This is a genomic window from Bacteroides sp. QWL-09, assembly GCF_058683585.1.
This window is the reverse complement of sequence record NZ_CM178748.1, coordinates 1,298,181-1,313,187: the sequence shown is the minus strand read 5'-3', so window position 1 is coordinate 1,313,187 and position 15,007 is coordinate 1,298,181. Positions and strand designations below refer to the sequence as shown.

General features: G+C 43.8%; 10 protein-coding genes. 5 read left to right on the top strand and 5 right to left on the bottom strand.

What is annotated here, in order from left to right:
- The first annotated feature begins 205 nt into the window (after positions 1–205).
- Both AC4PG5_RS05185 and AC4PG5_RS05180 read left to right on the top strand, forming a co-directional pair.
- Complete coding sequence (locus AC4PG5_RS05185; protein WP_492030365.1) at positions 206–1,594, top strand: alpha-L-fucosidase; 1,389 nt, start codon at positions 206–208, stop codon at positions 1,592–1,594.
- A 47-nt stretch (positions 1,595–1,641) separates the two neighbouring features.
- On the top strand, positions 1,642–3,996 hold the full coding sequence (locus AC4PG5_RS05180; protein ID WP_492030687.1) for a glycoside hydrolase family 3 N-terminal domain-containing protein: 2,355 nt from the start codon (positions 1,642–1,644) through the stop codon (positions 3,994–3,996).
- A 214-nt stretch (positions 3,997–4,210) separates the two neighbouring features.
- Here the strand turns inward: AC4PG5_RS05180 and AC4PG5_RS05175 are convergent, their stop codons facing one another.
- From AC4PG5_RS05175 to AC4PG5_RS05155, 5 genes are all read right to left on the bottom strand, one after another.
- Positions 4,211–5,020, bottom strand: coding sequence for a uroporphyrinogen-III synthase (locus AC4PG5_RS05175; RefSeq protein ID WP_492030364.1), 810 nt, complete (start codon positions 5,018–5,020; stop codon positions 4,211–4,213).
- 10 nt (positions 5,021–5,030) lie between these two features.
- Positions 5,031–6,431, bottom strand: a complete 1,401-nt coding sequence (hemG, locus tag AC4PG5_RS05170) for a protoporphyrinogen oxidase (RefSeq protein WP_492030686.1) — start codon at positions 6,429–6,431, stop codon at positions 5,031–5,033.
- 154 nt (positions 6,432–6,585) lie between these two features.
- Positions 6,586–7,950: an oxygen-independent coproporphyrinogen III oxidase gene (gene hemN, locus AC4PG5_RS05165; RefSeq protein ID WP_492030363.1), complete on the bottom strand. Its 1,365-nt coding sequence runs from the start codon at positions 7,948–7,950 to the stop codon at positions 6,586–6,588.
- A complete protein-coding gene (locus AC4PG5_RS05160) occupies positions 7,940–9,193 on the bottom strand; it encodes an MFS transporter (protein WP_492030362.1) in 1,254 nt (417 codons plus the stop codon). The genes hemN and AC4PG5_RS05160 overlap by 11 nt, the downstream gene beginning before the upstream one ends.
- A 6-nt stretch (positions 9,194–9,199) precedes the next feature.
- On the bottom strand, positions 9,200–11,284 hold the full coding sequence (locus tag AC4PG5_RS05155) for a TonB-dependent receptor (RefSeq protein WP_492030361.1): 2,085 nt from the start codon (positions 11,282–11,284) through the stop codon (positions 9,200–9,202).
- Between the two features lie 319 nt (positions 11,285–11,603).
- On the opposite strand from AC4PG5_RS05155, the gene AC4PG5_RS05150 reads away from it, so the two are divergent.
- The 3 genes from AC4PG5_RS05150 (at position 11,604) to AC4PG5_RS05140 (ending at position 14,949) form a co-directional block, all read left to right on the top strand.
- Complete coding sequence (locus AC4PG5_RS05150; protein ID WP_492030360.1) at positions 11,604–12,158, top strand: thioredoxin domain-containing protein; 555 nt, start codon at positions 11,604–11,606, stop codon at positions 12,156–12,158.
- A gap of 155 nt (positions 12,159–12,313) precedes the next feature.
- Positions 12,314–12,976, top strand: a complete 663-nt coding sequence (locus AC4PG5_RS05145) for a TonB-dependent receptor plug domain-containing protein (protein WP_492030359.1) — start codon at positions 12,314–12,316, stop codon at positions 12,974–12,976.
- Complete coding sequence (locus AC4PG5_RS05140) at positions 12,904–14,949, top strand: SusC/RagA family TonB-linked outer membrane protein (RefSeq protein ID WP_492030358.1); 2,046 nt, start codon at positions 12,904–12,906, stop codon at positions 14,947–14,949. The genes AC4PG5_RS05145 and AC4PG5_RS05140 overlap by 73 nt, the downstream gene beginning before the upstream one ends.
- Positions 14,950–15,007: the final 58 nt, after the last annotated feature.

Genomic DNA, 15,007 nt, shown 5'->3' with positions numbered 1-15,007 from the left:
GATTCTGCTTATAGAATCGTATTAAAGACGATTTTCTTATTAAATATAGTTATGAAAATTGATTCTTTAAATTATATTTTTAATTTTTGTAAAAGCAAAAGTTCTGTGTTTGTTTAATCTCATATATATGATCTTTCGCATGGGATTTTAAATGATTTGTTTTATTATATATTACTCTTAAACTATTAACTATCTAATTTATATCATGAAGAAAATTAAAACGATTATTTTGATGTTGTGCTTCTCAATATGGCCTTTATTAAGTTTTGGTCAGGAAGTGCAAGGGTTTGTGCACGAACGATCGGATGGCTATGAGTGGCCTACTGATGAAGGTGTGCTCCAGAAGTTAGATCAGTGGCAAGACTTGAAGTTTGGCGTATTGTTCCATTGGGGACTTTATTCTGTTCCCGGTATTGTGGAGTCATGGTCTATTTGTTCGGAGGATGTCGATTGGATCTCTCGTAAGAAGAACCTTTCTTATGAAGCGTATAAGAAGTGGTATTTCGGATTGAAAGATTCGTTGAATCCTACCGCTTTTAATCCTGAAAAATGGGCCGATATCATGAAAGATGGCGGAATGAAATATATGATCTTTACGACGAAGCATCATGATGGCTTTTGTATGTTCGATTCGAAATACACCGATTTTTCCATTGCCCGTCATGCTTTCCGTAACGATTCACGTAAGGATGTCGCTCGTCACGTCTTTGAGGCATTTAGACAGAAAGACTTCATGATTGGTTGTTATTTCTCTAAGCCGGATTGGCATTACGAGTATTACTGGAATCCTTATTTTGCAACTCCTAATCGGAATGTCAATTATAAGATTGAGCGTCATCCCGATTGGTGGAAGAACTATCAAGACTTCACCGCTAATCAGATCAATGAGCTGATGTCGAATTATGGACACTTTGATATCCTTTGGCTCGATGGTGGTTGGGTCGCTGCTCCGAAACAAGATATTAAGATTGATGATATTGTAGCTAAAGCGCGTCAGAATCAACCGGGATTGATTGTAGTCGATCGTAGTATTCGCGGTAAGAACGAGAATTATCAAACCCCAGAGCGTGGTATTCCTGAGACGCAATTGAGTCATCCTTGGGAAAGCTGTATCACGTTGAGTAATGACTGGGGATGGGTACCCAATGCACCTTTTAAATCGCCTACGAAAGTGATTAATATGCTCACTGAGATTACGGCAAAAGGAGGAGCTCTTTTGTTGGGAGTTGGTCCGACACCTCAAGGCATCATCGAAGAAGGCGTGAGCCAGAGACTTCATGTCATCGGTGAGTGGTTACGTCACAATGGCCGTGCAATCTACAACACTCGAATTACGCCTAATTATCATGATGGTCAGGTTTGGTTTACTGCCGATAAGAATCAGAAGACGCTTTATGCCATTTACGCTTTGGCAGAGAATGAAAACTTACCTCAAACCATTGAGTGGACCGGAAATATTCCTAGCGGTCGCATGACTCTTCTGAAAGGGAACAAGCGGGTTTCTTATCGTGTTAAAGGGGATAAAGTGATCGTGCGATTGCCCAAGAACTTGAAGAATGAACCGTTAGCTTTTAGTTTTAATCTTAAGAAATGATGCAGATACAAATGCATAAAATGATGTAAATACAAAGGCATAAAATGATGCAGATAAAGAAAAAGACTTTAGGACTTGCCTTATTAGGCGTTTGTACGCTGACCTCGGTACATGCTCAGCAAAAACTATATAAACAACCTAAAGCACCAATTGAAAGTCGTATCTCCGATCTATTAAGTCAGATGACTATAGAAGAGAAAGTCGGTCAACTTTGTTGCCCGCTTGGTTGGGAGATGTACACGAAGACGAACAAAGGAGTTGTGCCTTCCGAACTTTATAAGGAGCGCATGAAAAAGAGGCCTTTGGGATCGTTCTGGGCCGTTTTGCGTGCCGATCCTTGGACGCAAAAAACCTTGGAAACCGGATTAAATCCGGAGCTGTCGGCTAAAGCATTGAATGCTCTACAGAAATATGCGGTCGAAGAAACGCGTTTAGGTATTCCTGTTCTATTTGCCGAAGAATGTCCCCACGGACACATGGCCATTGGTACGACTGTATTTCCGACCTCTTTGGGACAAGCGGCCACTTGGAATGAAAACTTGATGTATCGAGTGGGAGAGACCATTGCTTTGGAAGCTCGCCTACAAGGAGCAAATATTGGCTATGGTCCGGTACTCGATATTGCCCGTGAACCGAGATGGTCGCGCATGGAAGAAACCTTCGGAGAAGATCCGGTGTTAACGTCCAAGTTAGGTGTTTCTTTCATGAAAGGCATGCAAGGCGATTCTTCTCATGATGGTCAGCACCTGTTTTCGACCCTAAAACACTTCACAGCCTATGGTATTCCGGAAGGCGGACATAATGGCGAACGAGCCAATGTAGGCACTCATCAACTGTTTTCCGATTACTTGGCACCATTTAAAAAGGCGATCGAAGAAGGAGCTTCTACAATCATGACCTCCTATAACTCCATCGACGGAGTACCCTGTACCTCGAATAAGTTCCTGATTGATTCTATTGCCCGTAAGCGTTGGGGCTTCAAAGGTTTCTTTTATTCCGATTTAGGAAGTGTGGAAGGCATCTCGCAGGCTCATCATGTGGCCGAGAGTGTGAAAGAAGGGGCTTCTTTAGCCTTGAAAGCCGGTGTCGATATGGATTTAGGTGGAAATGCCTATGGCCAGAACCTGATTCAGGCTCTCAATGAGGGACTGATCACGATGGCCGATTTGGATAGAGCGGTCACCCATGTCTTGCGTTTGAAGTTTCAAATGGGACTCTTTGAGAATCCTTATGTTTCACCCGAACAAGCCAAAAAAATCGTCCGTCAGCCTGCTCATCGTGAGCTCGCTCGAGAGGTTGCTCGTGAGAGTGTGGTCTTATTGAAGAATGACGGTACATTACCGTTGAGTAAAACCCTTGGAAGTCTTGCCGTGATTGGACCGAATGCTGATATGATGTATAATCAGTTGGGCGATTACACCGCGCCTCAAGAACGTCGTGAGATTGTGACGGTGCTCGATGGTATCCGTCAGGCGGTATCGAAATCGACTATCGTACGATATGTCAAAGGTTGTGCCATTCGTGACACGACAACAAGCCGTATTTCGGAAGCCGTGGAAGCTGCCCGCCTATCGGATGCAGTGGTTTTAGTAGTTGGAGGGTCGAGTGCTCGCGATTTTAAGACCAAATATATCAATACGGGAGCAGCGACTGTCTCTACCGAGGCTAATCAGATCTTGTCGGATATGGATTGTGGCGAAGGATACGATCGAAAAACGCTTCACTTGCTTGGTGATCAAGAAAAATTGATGCAAGCCCTAGTGGCGACCGGTAAGCCGTTGGTGGTGGTCTATATTCAAGGGCGTCCGTTGAACATGAACTTAGCTTCCGAAAAGGCGAGTGCTTTGTTGAATGCCTGGTATCCCGGCGAACAAGGTGGTGCTGCCATTGCCGATGTTCTATTTGGCGATTATAATCCCGCCGGTCGTCTACCGGTTTCTGTACCCCGTAGTGTCGGACAATTGCCGCTTTACTATTCGCAAGGTCAGCAACGTGCTTATGTTGAAGGAGAAGGGACGCCATTATACGCCTTTGGCTACGGACTGAGTTATACCTCATTTGCTTATAGCAATTTGACCATCAGTCGCCCGACTCGAGGCGCAGGCTTGCAAATCGTCTCTTGCACGGTGACCAATACCGGTCAGCGGGATGGAGATGAAGTGGTGCAGTTATACCTTCGTGATGTCGTCGCTTCAGTCTCTACACCCCCTATTCAATTGAAAGCGTTTCGTCGTCTTTCGCTAAAGAAAGGAGAGAGCCGAACGGTCACTTTCACACTTGGTCGTGAGGAATTAGGTTTATACGATGCATCGTTGAATTGGGTGGTCGAGCCCGGAGAGTTTAAGGTGATGATCGGTTCAGCCTCGAACGATATTCGATTGGAAGGTCGTTTTCGTTTATAGGCCACCTTATTCTAAAAAGCGCCGTGTAGCCCACTGCTACAGTCTAATACAATTATAGCCTAATGCAATAGATCTAAAGGAAAAAAGACCTCTTAAAGGCCTTTAAAAAGAATGAACCCTAAAAGTCAGACCAAGAACTTTTAGGGTTCACCTTTTCTAGGCGGTTAACTCCGCTTTAAAACCTGATCTCGCGTGATGTGACTTAACGCCAGTTCTATCGATTCCAAAAGTGATTTTGTATGGCCTCCACAAACCCATCGAACGAGCTAAAATCTTTTCCAACGACATCCACTTTCAATCCTGCAAGTTTGGCGCAATGAGCGGTATAAGGTCCGAAACAGGCAATAGAAATACTCTTGGGGAGGGTTAGAGGAGGTTGATGAGCGTTCAGTATCTTCAGCAGACTATAAATCTCCGATCCACTACTGAAAGCAATACAGTCGATTAGTTTTTCATGAATCAATGTCGCTAAACTCTTATTTTCTTTTGGAGAGATGGTGTACGCTCGGATGGGATCGACGATGAGTCCGAGATCCGATAAAGCCTTTAGTAACTGTGGAACGATTGGAGGTTCTTCTATCTCCATCACTTCAGGAACAAGCACGGCTATTCGTTTTCCCATACGATCCGGATGAGTGGCCAAGGTCTGTACAATTCCCATAGGACTGGGCTCTTCAGGGATGAATGCCGGGTCTACGTGCAATTGTTGGTGCATATAATCAATATCTTTTCCAACCGCACAATAACCCGTAGTCTCTGAAAGTCTGAGATGTGGATGGGCCGATAACGCCTCTTTCATCGAGTCTATAGCCTTCCGACTAGCAAACAGCATATAATCGTACTGATCGATCTGATTCATCAAGTGGAGCATTGAAGGATGATCGACGGCAGTAGCGCTGATTATTGTCGGAATACTAATGGTCTGAATGACTTCGGTATGACGACTATTCAGATGCTCTAAGGATTCTTTAAATCGTATCGCGTAGTTCTCCGGCGCTGTGATGAGTATGGTAATGTTTTTCATGATTCTACGATTATAACTCCAAGGACAAGTTTACCCCTTGTTTGATTCGATCGGCCATGCCAATACCATCTCGGATATTACCTCCGAGAAGAAGTCCCGGGTAATCCTTCTGAATGTTTTGGATGGCCTCTAATCGCCGACCGGAGTTGGCTTCATATTGCGGAATAGCTCTTTCGTGACGGAAGATTCGAATGAAGTCCGGTCGCTTCTTGGGGTGATATTTAAGTAAGTCGGTCATTCCCTCTTCAATGAGTGACCGGATCTCTTCATCGCTCATTTTTACGATTTCCGGATGGCGTACTCCACCTAAGAAGCAAGCATGAAGGGCACCACCCTCAGGCGCCCGATCGGTAAAGCAAGCCGAAGGGAACAGAATGCCGAGTAGCTTTTTCTGTTCACAAGAGGGGATCAATCCCCCAAAAGCCGGATAATCGATTCCATCGGTCGACCGGAAGCCAACAGCCACTTGTACCACCGGGGCATAGTGTAGATTGCTGATGTGTTGCATCTCTTCTTTCGGGACGAAAGGTAATAGATCGGGTAGGGCATACGCGCCGACCGTGGTGATCACCTTTTGACACCGAATCGTGTGCATGACTCCATCCGTAGCGTTATAGCTAACCTTCCAACCCTTTTCGTCGGGAGAAACAATGATTTGCTGAGCATTGAGCGTGATGCGCTCGTCGCCAATCCGGTGAGCTAACGCCTGTACCAACGATTCCAATCCCCCCTTCATCGAAAAGACCTTTTTGGTGGCTCGTTTGTCCCGTTCGCTCTTGGGAGCTTTAGCTTTAGCCAGAGCCCCTTTGATGAAACTACCATGCACTTGTTCCAGTTGATAAAGTTTGGGTAGGGCATAACGGGTGACTAGCTTTAGTGGGTCACCGGCATAGACTCCCGATAAAAATGGATCGACAGCATAGTTTAAATAAGATTTTCCTAAGCGGCGGCGAGCTAATGCTCCGACACTCTCATTCGGGTCGGTTCCTTTAGCACGAAAAGGTTCGCCTAAGATGCGAAACTTATCATACCAACTGAACAGTGGAGTTGTGACTGCCCCCATTAAACCGGCAGGTAAAGCATGAAACCGATGGCCTTTCCAGATCAGTCTTTTCTTCGAACTCTCACGAGCGGTCTCCAACAGACAATCCGGGTCTAAAGCTTCGAACAATTCGGCCACTTCCGGATGGGAAATCACTCCGGTGTTAGGGCCGCTCTCGAACGTAAAACCTTGTTCGTGAAAGGAATGTATTTGTCCCCCTGTTCGGTGGCTACATTCCACAACCTCTACATCTTTATGACGTTCTAGAGCATAGAATGCTGTGGTTAATCCCGTCAGTCCCCCGCCGATCACCACCACTTCACGTTGGCGTACCTCAGGCGTTTGTTGATCATTCCTCTCTATTTTCATTTCTATATCCGTTTTCATCTTCATGTCTATTCCCATCCCCGTTTCTATATCTATCCCCATCTCTCTATCTCTATCTTTTCTTTTGATTTCTTGACTTCTTTTTCTCTTAACTTCTTAACTTCTTGATCTTTTGATTTCTTATTTTATCTCTTATCTATATTGGTTTTGAAAACGTCTTCGCCGAATTTAGCATTAGCTTATCGAGCGAAGCGGCCACATTCCGGACAAACGGTGATCCGGATTCAGTCATCTGTATCTTCTCATCGCTATAAGTGATCAGTCCGTCGGCGGCAAACTGTTTCAATTTCTGTTGGTCGAATGCGGTGGCTGCCTGCAACGTTGCGCGATCGGTATTCATCCGTTGCGCAATTTCGTCCCAATGAATCACATAATTACACATTAAACTCTCAATGACCTCACGTGTCAGCTGTTCTTCAGAGTTTAGCGTGTAGCCTTTTACGACCGGCAAGTGTCCCGATTCTACCGTCTCTATATAACTTTCAATATCTTTTGTATTCTGAGTATAAGCGGTGTGTAGCTGACTGATTCCTGTGACGCCGAAGGCATAGACCTGAGCAGTGGTTCGTCGCGTACAATACCCTTGGAAGTTGCGATGCAGCTGTTTGGTATCGAGTGCCAGACTCAGTTCGTCGTTTGGTCGTACAAAATGATCCATGCCGATGGAGCGATAACCCGCTTCGTGCAAGAGCCGTGAGGCTTCAGTGAACAGGGCACTTTTGAGCTCGCCGGTCGGTAATCCCGCTTTCTCTAAGATCGACTGACGTTTGTTGACCCAAGGTACATGCGCATAGCTAAAGGTGACCAAACGGTCGGGAGATAAGCGAATGGCCTTCTTAATACTTTCGGCAAAGCTCTCTACCGTTTGCAAAGGTAAGCCATACAGAAAGTCCATATTGATGCTTGCGCCACTCTCGCGGAGGATAGTAAAGATCGTTTCCAAAGGTAACAACGACGGTCGTCGGTTGACCGTTTTAAGAACGGCTTCATTAAAATCTTGCACCCCGAGACTGTAACGGTTAAAGCCCGACTGAGTCAGCTCTTGCCAATCGTTCTCATTAAGATACCCCGGGTGACACTCAATGGCGATCTCCGGTCGTTCGATCGTGGTGAACCCCTCAAGCAGATGAGCATTCAGTTCCTTCAGCTGACTGATGGGAAGAGCTGTCGGACTCCCTCCGCCATAGTGAATCTGAGCCACCTGACGCTCCCGATTGAGTAATGGAAGGAGAAGATCGATCTCCCGATGCAAGGCTTCCACATAACGGTCCACCACCTCCGACTTCATCATCGGATAAGAGTTGCATCCGCAGTAGTGACAAAGGTGACGACAGAACGGAATGTGAATATAGAACGAGATGCGGTGATCGATAGCATCGTTCGATTCGATAATGGCTTGACGATAAGCCTCTTCGGTGTAAGAAGCGAAGTAGTTAGCCGGTGGGTAACTGGTGTATCGTGGCACCGGCACATTATATTTTTCTATTAAATTAGCATTCATGAGAAGATATGATTATGGTTTCCTTTTTTCGGAAGAAAACGAGAATATAAACCACTGAAAGGGCAGCTAGCGAAGCTTCGAAGATAAAGAGTCCGTTGTAGCCTAAATGATCGGCTATAGCACCACTGACCACCGCCATGACTAATCCGCTGAGATGCGTTAAAACCGTTTGTATGGTAAAGTCGGTTCCTTCTTTCCCCGGTCGTACGGCATCCATCGCTGTGGTATAGACCACGATGGTAGCCATACCGTAGCTGCTCCACAATAAGACAATACCGAGATAAAGTTCCCAGCGACTAGGGGTCTCATAAGAGAGTACGATAAAGTAGAGGGCGGTGAGTAGGATATAAACCGAGAACCATAACCGAGCCCGTTCGCGACCAATCCGGCGAACGATAAAACCGGCAATGAAAGAGGTGATAAAGGCTGCTGCCGTACCGATCACCCCACTCATGATTCCAATCTCCTTCATCGAATACCCTAAGTCGACCAGATACGGACGAAGCACCGATAGTGTGCCGATGATGCTCGAATAATAAAGTACTAAGAAGCCGATCTGTTTCCAGATGCTCTTTCGAGTAAAGAACCAGATAAAATCACTCCAACGAGCGCGTTGACTTTCTTTTTTCGGGGTAATGATAATCTTTTTATTGAATAGTAGCGGAATCATCGCCATGATGACGAATAAGCTTAATCCCGGAACGACCGTGCTCCATCCATAGTGCTGAAGAGCTAAGAGCAATAAGCCGCTACCGATGAGCGCACCGCCAAAGCTTCCCATCGACTGCATACTGTTGATCAAGCTCTTGTCCTCACGCTTAAAGGAGAGAACGGCTAGCGCATCTGTGGCGATGTCTTGTGTGGCCGATGCACTTAAGGCTAAGATCACCAATCCGAGGATGAGGTAGAAATGATCGCCAATATTGAAAAAGCCGGTCGATAAGACCAGTAGGGCATAAGTGATCTCAAAAAAGATGATACACCGCTTATAGCCGTTGTAGGTATTGCAATAGCGGTCGACCATTGGCGACCATAGAAATTTCAAAATCCAAGGCAACTTGATGATTTGCAACAAGGCGATGGCCGATAGCGAGTAATTCTCCTGTCGCATCACCACTTGGATGGAGGTGGAGAAAAAACTCATCGGGATGGCCTGAGCAATATAAAGGAAAAAGAACGTGCCTAAATTAAAAGTTTGGTCTGATTTGAGGACATTAATGTGTTGTGTGATACGATGAATCATGTTTGTTTAAAAATTATAAATCACTGATGTTCCGATAGCGAAGGGTTTACCCTTTTGCGCATAAGCGCTCGAAGTTACGAAATAATAACTTAAGAAATCGGTATTTGTCAAATTTTTACTCCATAGTTCCAAACTGATTCGTCCAATATCGGCTGTCATCTTCATATTCAATAGCGCATAGAACGTTTGTTTAGCTTTGTTATCTTCATTCCAGTAGATCGATCCCGTTCCGGTGAGGTTACTGCTAATCGTCAGACGGTCAATTGCGTGAAACAAGTCGTAAAACGAGTAGTCCACATTGGCCGATAACGTATGACGGGGAACCATAGGCAGCACATTGCCGGAATAGTCCACTTCGTCGTTTTTCTTGTAATCCAAGAATGTAGCATGCGTGTATCCATAGTTCAATGACAGACGCAAATTCTTATTCGGGCGTGCCATCATCGAGAATTCCATTCCCTTGCTCACGGAGTGTCCGGCATTTCGTTGGATATTTCCCACTCCCGGAACAATCTGAGCAATCTGTTGGTCGCGCCAGTCAATATAGAACAGACAAAGATCAACGGTCAGCCGTTCATTCAGTAGAGAGAGTTTTGTGCCGAGTTCGTAATTCCAGTTATATTCAGGTTTAAAGGTCCGCTCGTCCTCTTTCTGGAAGCTCGTATTAAACCCACCGGCTTTATAACCTCTGGCCACTGATCCATAGATGAGATGTTTCTCCGGGAAAAGATACTGCAAGGTGAATTTCGGCGTGAATTGCTTGAACGACAAGCGACTATCGAAAGAGCTTTTCAGTTCGCCATTTCCTTCCGTCTGGAGTGGTTTTTGATAAGCCTCGTAATGATCTTTAGCGTGCTCATAATCGTAACGCAAACCGATGCTGGCTGTCAGCCCCTTCCAGAAATTATAGCTCGATTGATGGTAGAGTGCCAATCCTGTAATGGGAATATCGTAAAATTTCGGAGTACTATACGCTTTACTGATGTATTGTGTCTCGAGCTGGTTGTTGGTTTCCTGTCGGAATCCAAAGACTCCGGTTACCCATTGGTAGCGACTTTCCGTAGTCGATTTAAAAGTCAGCTCCTGACTGTACATCCGTTGGTTCATGCGTAGGATCACATAATACAAATCTTTTGTTGTAAAATCCTGGTCAATCCCCTGGCGATCGGTGAGCTGTTGAAACGACGTTTGACTGTTTAAGCTAAATCCCTTTCCTTGATATTGAGCATTGAGTCCGGTGGTGAACAACCCTCTTCGATACGAACTATAACGGTTGTAGTTTACCGATGAAGTGGCGCCTGTACTCTCGTCGTAGACGCCATAAGGATATCCCCCTTGCGTAGAATAGTTAAACGAGGTGTTCCATTTCCAAGTCCACCGTTCGCTAGGTTTCCAAACCAATCCTAAGCGTCCGACCCCTTCATTCATCCGATCGGCTTTCTCGTCCAAAAAGAGATTATTGAAAAAACCATCATGATGGTGATACCGTCCGCTGACTGCCAATCCGAATTTATCCGATAGCTTGCGGTAATCGGAGAGTTGGACACTGATATCGTTTCGACTGCCATATCCCACCTTCAGTCGTGTGTTCTGGTAATCGAGTGGCGAATGGGTATAAATATTAATGATCCCTCCAATGGCATTACGTCCGTATAAAGTCCCTTGCGGGCCACGTAAGACTTCAATATTGCTGATGTCCGATAAGTCGATGTCGAATGCCGATTTCTCAAAGTGTGGCACACCATCGACATAAAAACCGACCGATGGAGCATTAATCTTCGACCCGATGCCACGAATATAGATGGGCGAATTTTGTTTCGACCCGTAATCGGGCATATAGAAGTTAGGGAGTAAAGCGCTCAGATCTTTAACGCTGACAATCTCATGATTCTTCAAGAAGCGACTGTTGAGGTTCGATACCGAAAGAGCTTCCAGTCGATTATCCCGCTGTTTGAATCCGGTTACGGTGATTTCTTCCAGTTTAATCTGTTTAGTCGAGAGGGTATCCGGATTGTGGTCGGGAGTTGCCGGAGAAAGAGCCGGAGAAAGAGCCGGTGAGAAAAATGGGATTAAGCAGAGTAGTTTGATCATAATGGGTCTCTTTAATAAATGTGGCGCAAAATTAGAACAAATTCGGAGCATACCCAATCCTCATTTATTAGGATTTTGCCCGGTGGGTGATTTAAAGGCAAGAGATGAGGACCTCTTTGGGTTGAAGCTGGTGGATTTAGATCTGACGATCTCATTTCCTGATTTTCTGAAGACAAAAATCAATAGAAAGATTTTCGTTCGCTTTTTATGAGCTCTCTGTTTGCTTTTTATGAGCTTTCTGTTTGCTTTTTGTTAGATTAAATCTTATTTTTGTGTCTCACTATTTTTATTTCCGTGTCTCACTATTATTTCGAATCTTATGCGAACATTACTATACCTTTGTTTAGTCTTTGTCTGTTGTGCTTCTTGCATGAATTCCGAACATCGACGATTGTCCAATCTGATGCGAGAGTGGACCGGGAAGACCGTTTATCTGCCGGCCGATTCCGTGTTTGAATCTTTCGAAGGTGATTCTGTGCGCACGTATAGCATTAAGCGTACCGACTATACGGTGGTGACTTATTTGGATCGTCTGTGTTGCTCGACGAACGATTTGCCTTTGCAATCTTGGAAAGCATTCATTGATGAGCTTCGTTCGTTCTCGAATGGAAGAGTGACTTGCCTGTTTTTCTTTCATCCCGAGAGACGGGAAGCCCTTGTGGAGCAGTTGAAGGTGCATCAGTTTAATTTCCCGGTTTGTATTGATGAGGAGGATCTGCTCAATAAACTCAACCATTTTCCCGATGAATCTCCTTTCCGTACCTTTTTATTAGATCGTGATCGAAAGATTGTGGCTTTAGGAAATCCTATTGATGATCCATCGGTTCAGAAGCGTTATCTTCAAATTATTGCCGGGGAGAAATCTGCATTATAGCCTTTGAATAATAAAAATAACTGATAGTTTACTGGTATTTCGTTTCTAATTTGTATTACTTTTGTGAGTTCATTATTGGGCAGTGTTATTGATGCTGTTGAATAACAATTTGTGAGTAAAAATTTGTACACCGAATTTATTTAAGAATATAACTAATGAAACACATTACTTTCCTAAAAAAAAGCATTATAGATTCTTTTGGGATTAAAAGAGCACTTTTGATGCTCTCGCTTGTGGGAGGATTGCCCGTCTTTTCTTTTCAAGTATCAGCCGACCAGCAAGATACGATTCCGCTAACTAAAAAGAGTTCAATGGTTACTTTACATCCATCGGACTTTTCTACAGTAAAAGATTATCATTTGATGAATACTTTGGCGGGTAAAGTTCCGGGGTTGGATATTTATACGAACTCCAATGGGGTCGGGGCTGCTCCTTATGTACGGATTAGAGGGGCAAATGCCTTAACCTTTGGTTCTACACCGCTGTACATTGTCGATGGCATGCCAATGTTTAGTACTCCTAGTCGTTCTTACGCCGATCCTTATCTTTATCAGATGTATGATGGCCTGTCCGGTGTTAATTTAGAAGATATCGAATCGGTTTCGGTGGTGAAGGGATTTGACCCTTCGCAGGTCTTCAACAGCCTTTCGGCCAATGGAGCTATCTTGATTCAAACCAAACGCGGTCACGTTGGTAAGTTGAGGGTTAATTATGTTCATTCGACCATGTACAACTCTCCGTGTATATGCTACCTAAATTTCAACAGTCGTATGGTCCGGTCAGTCCCACTGATGCGGTTAGTTGGGGAGAGAAGCTGACAACGCGCTCGGCTTACGATCCGACCGATTTTTTCCAAACGGGATTTACTGCTATGAATACGTTGAGTGTTTCGGGGGGTAATCGATATAATCAAACGTATGCTTCATTAGGAATGGCTAACGGTCAGAACTTACTGCCGAAGGATGAGATCGATCGTTATAATTTTATGGTAAGAAATACTTCTAATCTTTTTGATGGGCGACTTCAAATTGATTTATCGGGACATTATATGAAGATAAAGGAAAAAGGCTCTTCTCGTAATCTGATTCCTAGTCTTTATCTTTTTCCTCGTGGCGAAAAACTCAATGAAACCAAGATCGGATCACAATATGTCACAGATTATGCAACGACCGATCTTCAAACGGGTTTACCTATGGATGTTTGGTTTCAAAATTATAGAACGATGAATATTCATAATCCTTATTGGTTGATCAATCGCTGTCTTGATGAGAATAATAAAAAACGTTATATGTTGAGTGGATCGTTGATGCTTAAGGTTACAGATTGGATGACGTTAACAGCAAGATCGAGATTTGATCGGGTGGATATGACTGATGAACAAAATGAAAGCGTTAATTATCCATATTATGGATTGCATCGTTATCTTGACAATAAATATACTTTGACGTTTCATCAATTGGCTTTAAATTTTGAGAAGAAATTTAAGCGTTTTGCATTATTCGGGCAGTTGGATTTTTCTTCTTTCACGCATCAATATATTTTCGATGATGTAAAATACAATTTTGATAATCCAAGAAAAATGGTTGAAAGTTATTCACAACAAACCAATCGAATAAGAAACATCTCATCAATGCTTAATGTTGAATATGATAATTGGTTTTTGTTATCGATGAAAAAAAGCTGGGATATTCCGGCAGTCGACCATCTTCTTTTTGAATCTGATAGTAAATTATCCTCAACGGGTATTTCAGCGTCATTTATGCTTTCGGACGTTTTTCATTTAAAATCATCGGTCCTCTCTTCTTTGAGTCTAAATGCCGTTTATAGCGAACAGTGTAATTATCCGGAAATGTCTTATTTTGTTCATCCTACAACCTCTTCATTGAATAAAAAAAAGTTGTATGAATTAAGCATTAATGGGAAACTCTTTGATGATAAAGTTGAGTTTGCACTGACCGGATATAAGACAATAACTGATCTTAACGAATGGCTGTCTTCTAAAGACAATTCTTACTTATACTCTTATCAGTTGCAGAATAAAGGCCTTGAGGCTTTCATTAACTATCGTCAAAATATTGGGAAGGATCTTTGGCAATCGAGTCTCAGCTTCTCTTTAAATCGATCGTTGGTTGAAGCTTCTCAAAATCTTGGCGCCGAATATGGCTTTTCTTCGTTGAAGGATGGCGAAGAGTGGGGCACTTTATATGGCTACGATTATGTCAGAGATGAATCGGGGCAAATCAAAGTTTTCCCTGATCACACGTTGCATCGCTCAGAAGAGCCGGTGAAATTGGGTAATATTAATCCTAAATGGCAACTAGGTTGGTCGAATACCTATTCGTGGAAACGTTTTACTTTTGGCTTAATGCTTAGAGCACGTTTCGGAGGGATCTGTTTGTCGAGAACAGAAGCCAATTTAGATTTGTATGGCGTTTCCGAAAGGAGCGGAGAGGCTCGTGATAATGGTGGCGTTTGGGTTAGTGGACAACAAATTGATGCGCAAAACTACTTTACGTTGGGATCCTCCATTGAGACGAACTATGTGTACAGCGCAACGAATGTGCGCTTGGGAGAACTCTCTGTGGCCTACGATCTTCCTATAGAGAACTGGGTGAAGTTTGTTAAAGGCCTTCGTCTCTCTTTTACCGGTAGAAATCTCTTGATGCTTTATTGTAAAGCCCCTTTCGATCCGGAACTGACTGATTCAGCACAAGGAAATTCCCTTTCGATAGATCGTTATATGCAACCTTCTTTGCGTAGTCTCGGCTTTACGATCAATGCTCGATTCTAATTATAAGGCTAATTCAATGGCGTCATTTTGATTCAATGCTATCTTAATTCTATTTCGA

What these genes read in the sequence shown, in the direction of transcription:
- AC4PG5_RS05145 (WP_492030359.1), top strand. Translation starts at nt 12,314, where the DNA reads ATGAAACACATTACTTTCCTAAAAAAAAGCATTATAGATTCTTTTGGG.
- AC4PG5_RS05175 (WP_492030364.1), bottom strand. Translation starts at nt 5,020, where the DNA reads ATGAAAAACATTACCATACTCATCACAGCGCCGGAGAACTACGCGATA.
- AC4PG5_RS05140 (WP_492030358.1), top strand. Translation starts at nt 12,904, where the DNA reads ATGCTACCTAAATTTCAACAGTCGTATGGTCCGGTCAGTCCCACTGAT.
- AC4PG5_RS05160 (WP_492030362.1), bottom strand. Translation starts at nt 9,193, where the DNA reads ATGATTCATCGTATCACACAACACATTAATGTCCTCAAATCAGACCAA.
- AC4PG5_RS05150 (WP_492030360.1), top strand. Translation starts at nt 11,604, where the DNA reads ATGCGAACATTACTATACCTTTGTTTAGTCTTTGTCTGTTGTGCTTCT.
- hemG (WP_492030686.1), bottom strand. Translation starts at nt 6,431, where the DNA reads ATGAAAATAGAGAGGAATGATCAACAAACGCCTGAGGTACGCCAACGT.
- AC4PG5_RS05155 (WP_492030361.1), bottom strand. Translation starts at nt 11,284, where the DNA reads ATGATCAAACTACTCTGCTTAATCCCATTTTTCTCACCGGCTCTTTCT.
- hemN (WP_492030363.1), bottom strand. Translation starts at nt 7,950, where the DNA reads ATGAATGCTAATTTAATAGAAAAATATAATGTGCCGGTGCCACGATAC.
- AC4PG5_RS05180 (WP_492030687.1), top strand. Translation starts at nt 1,642, where the DNA reads ATGCAGATAAAGAAAAAGACTTTAGGACTTGCCTTATTAGGCGTTTGT.
- AC4PG5_RS05185 (WP_492030365.1), top strand. Translation starts at nt 206, where the DNA reads ATGAAGAAAATTAAAACGATTATTTTGATGTTGTGCTTCTCAATATGG.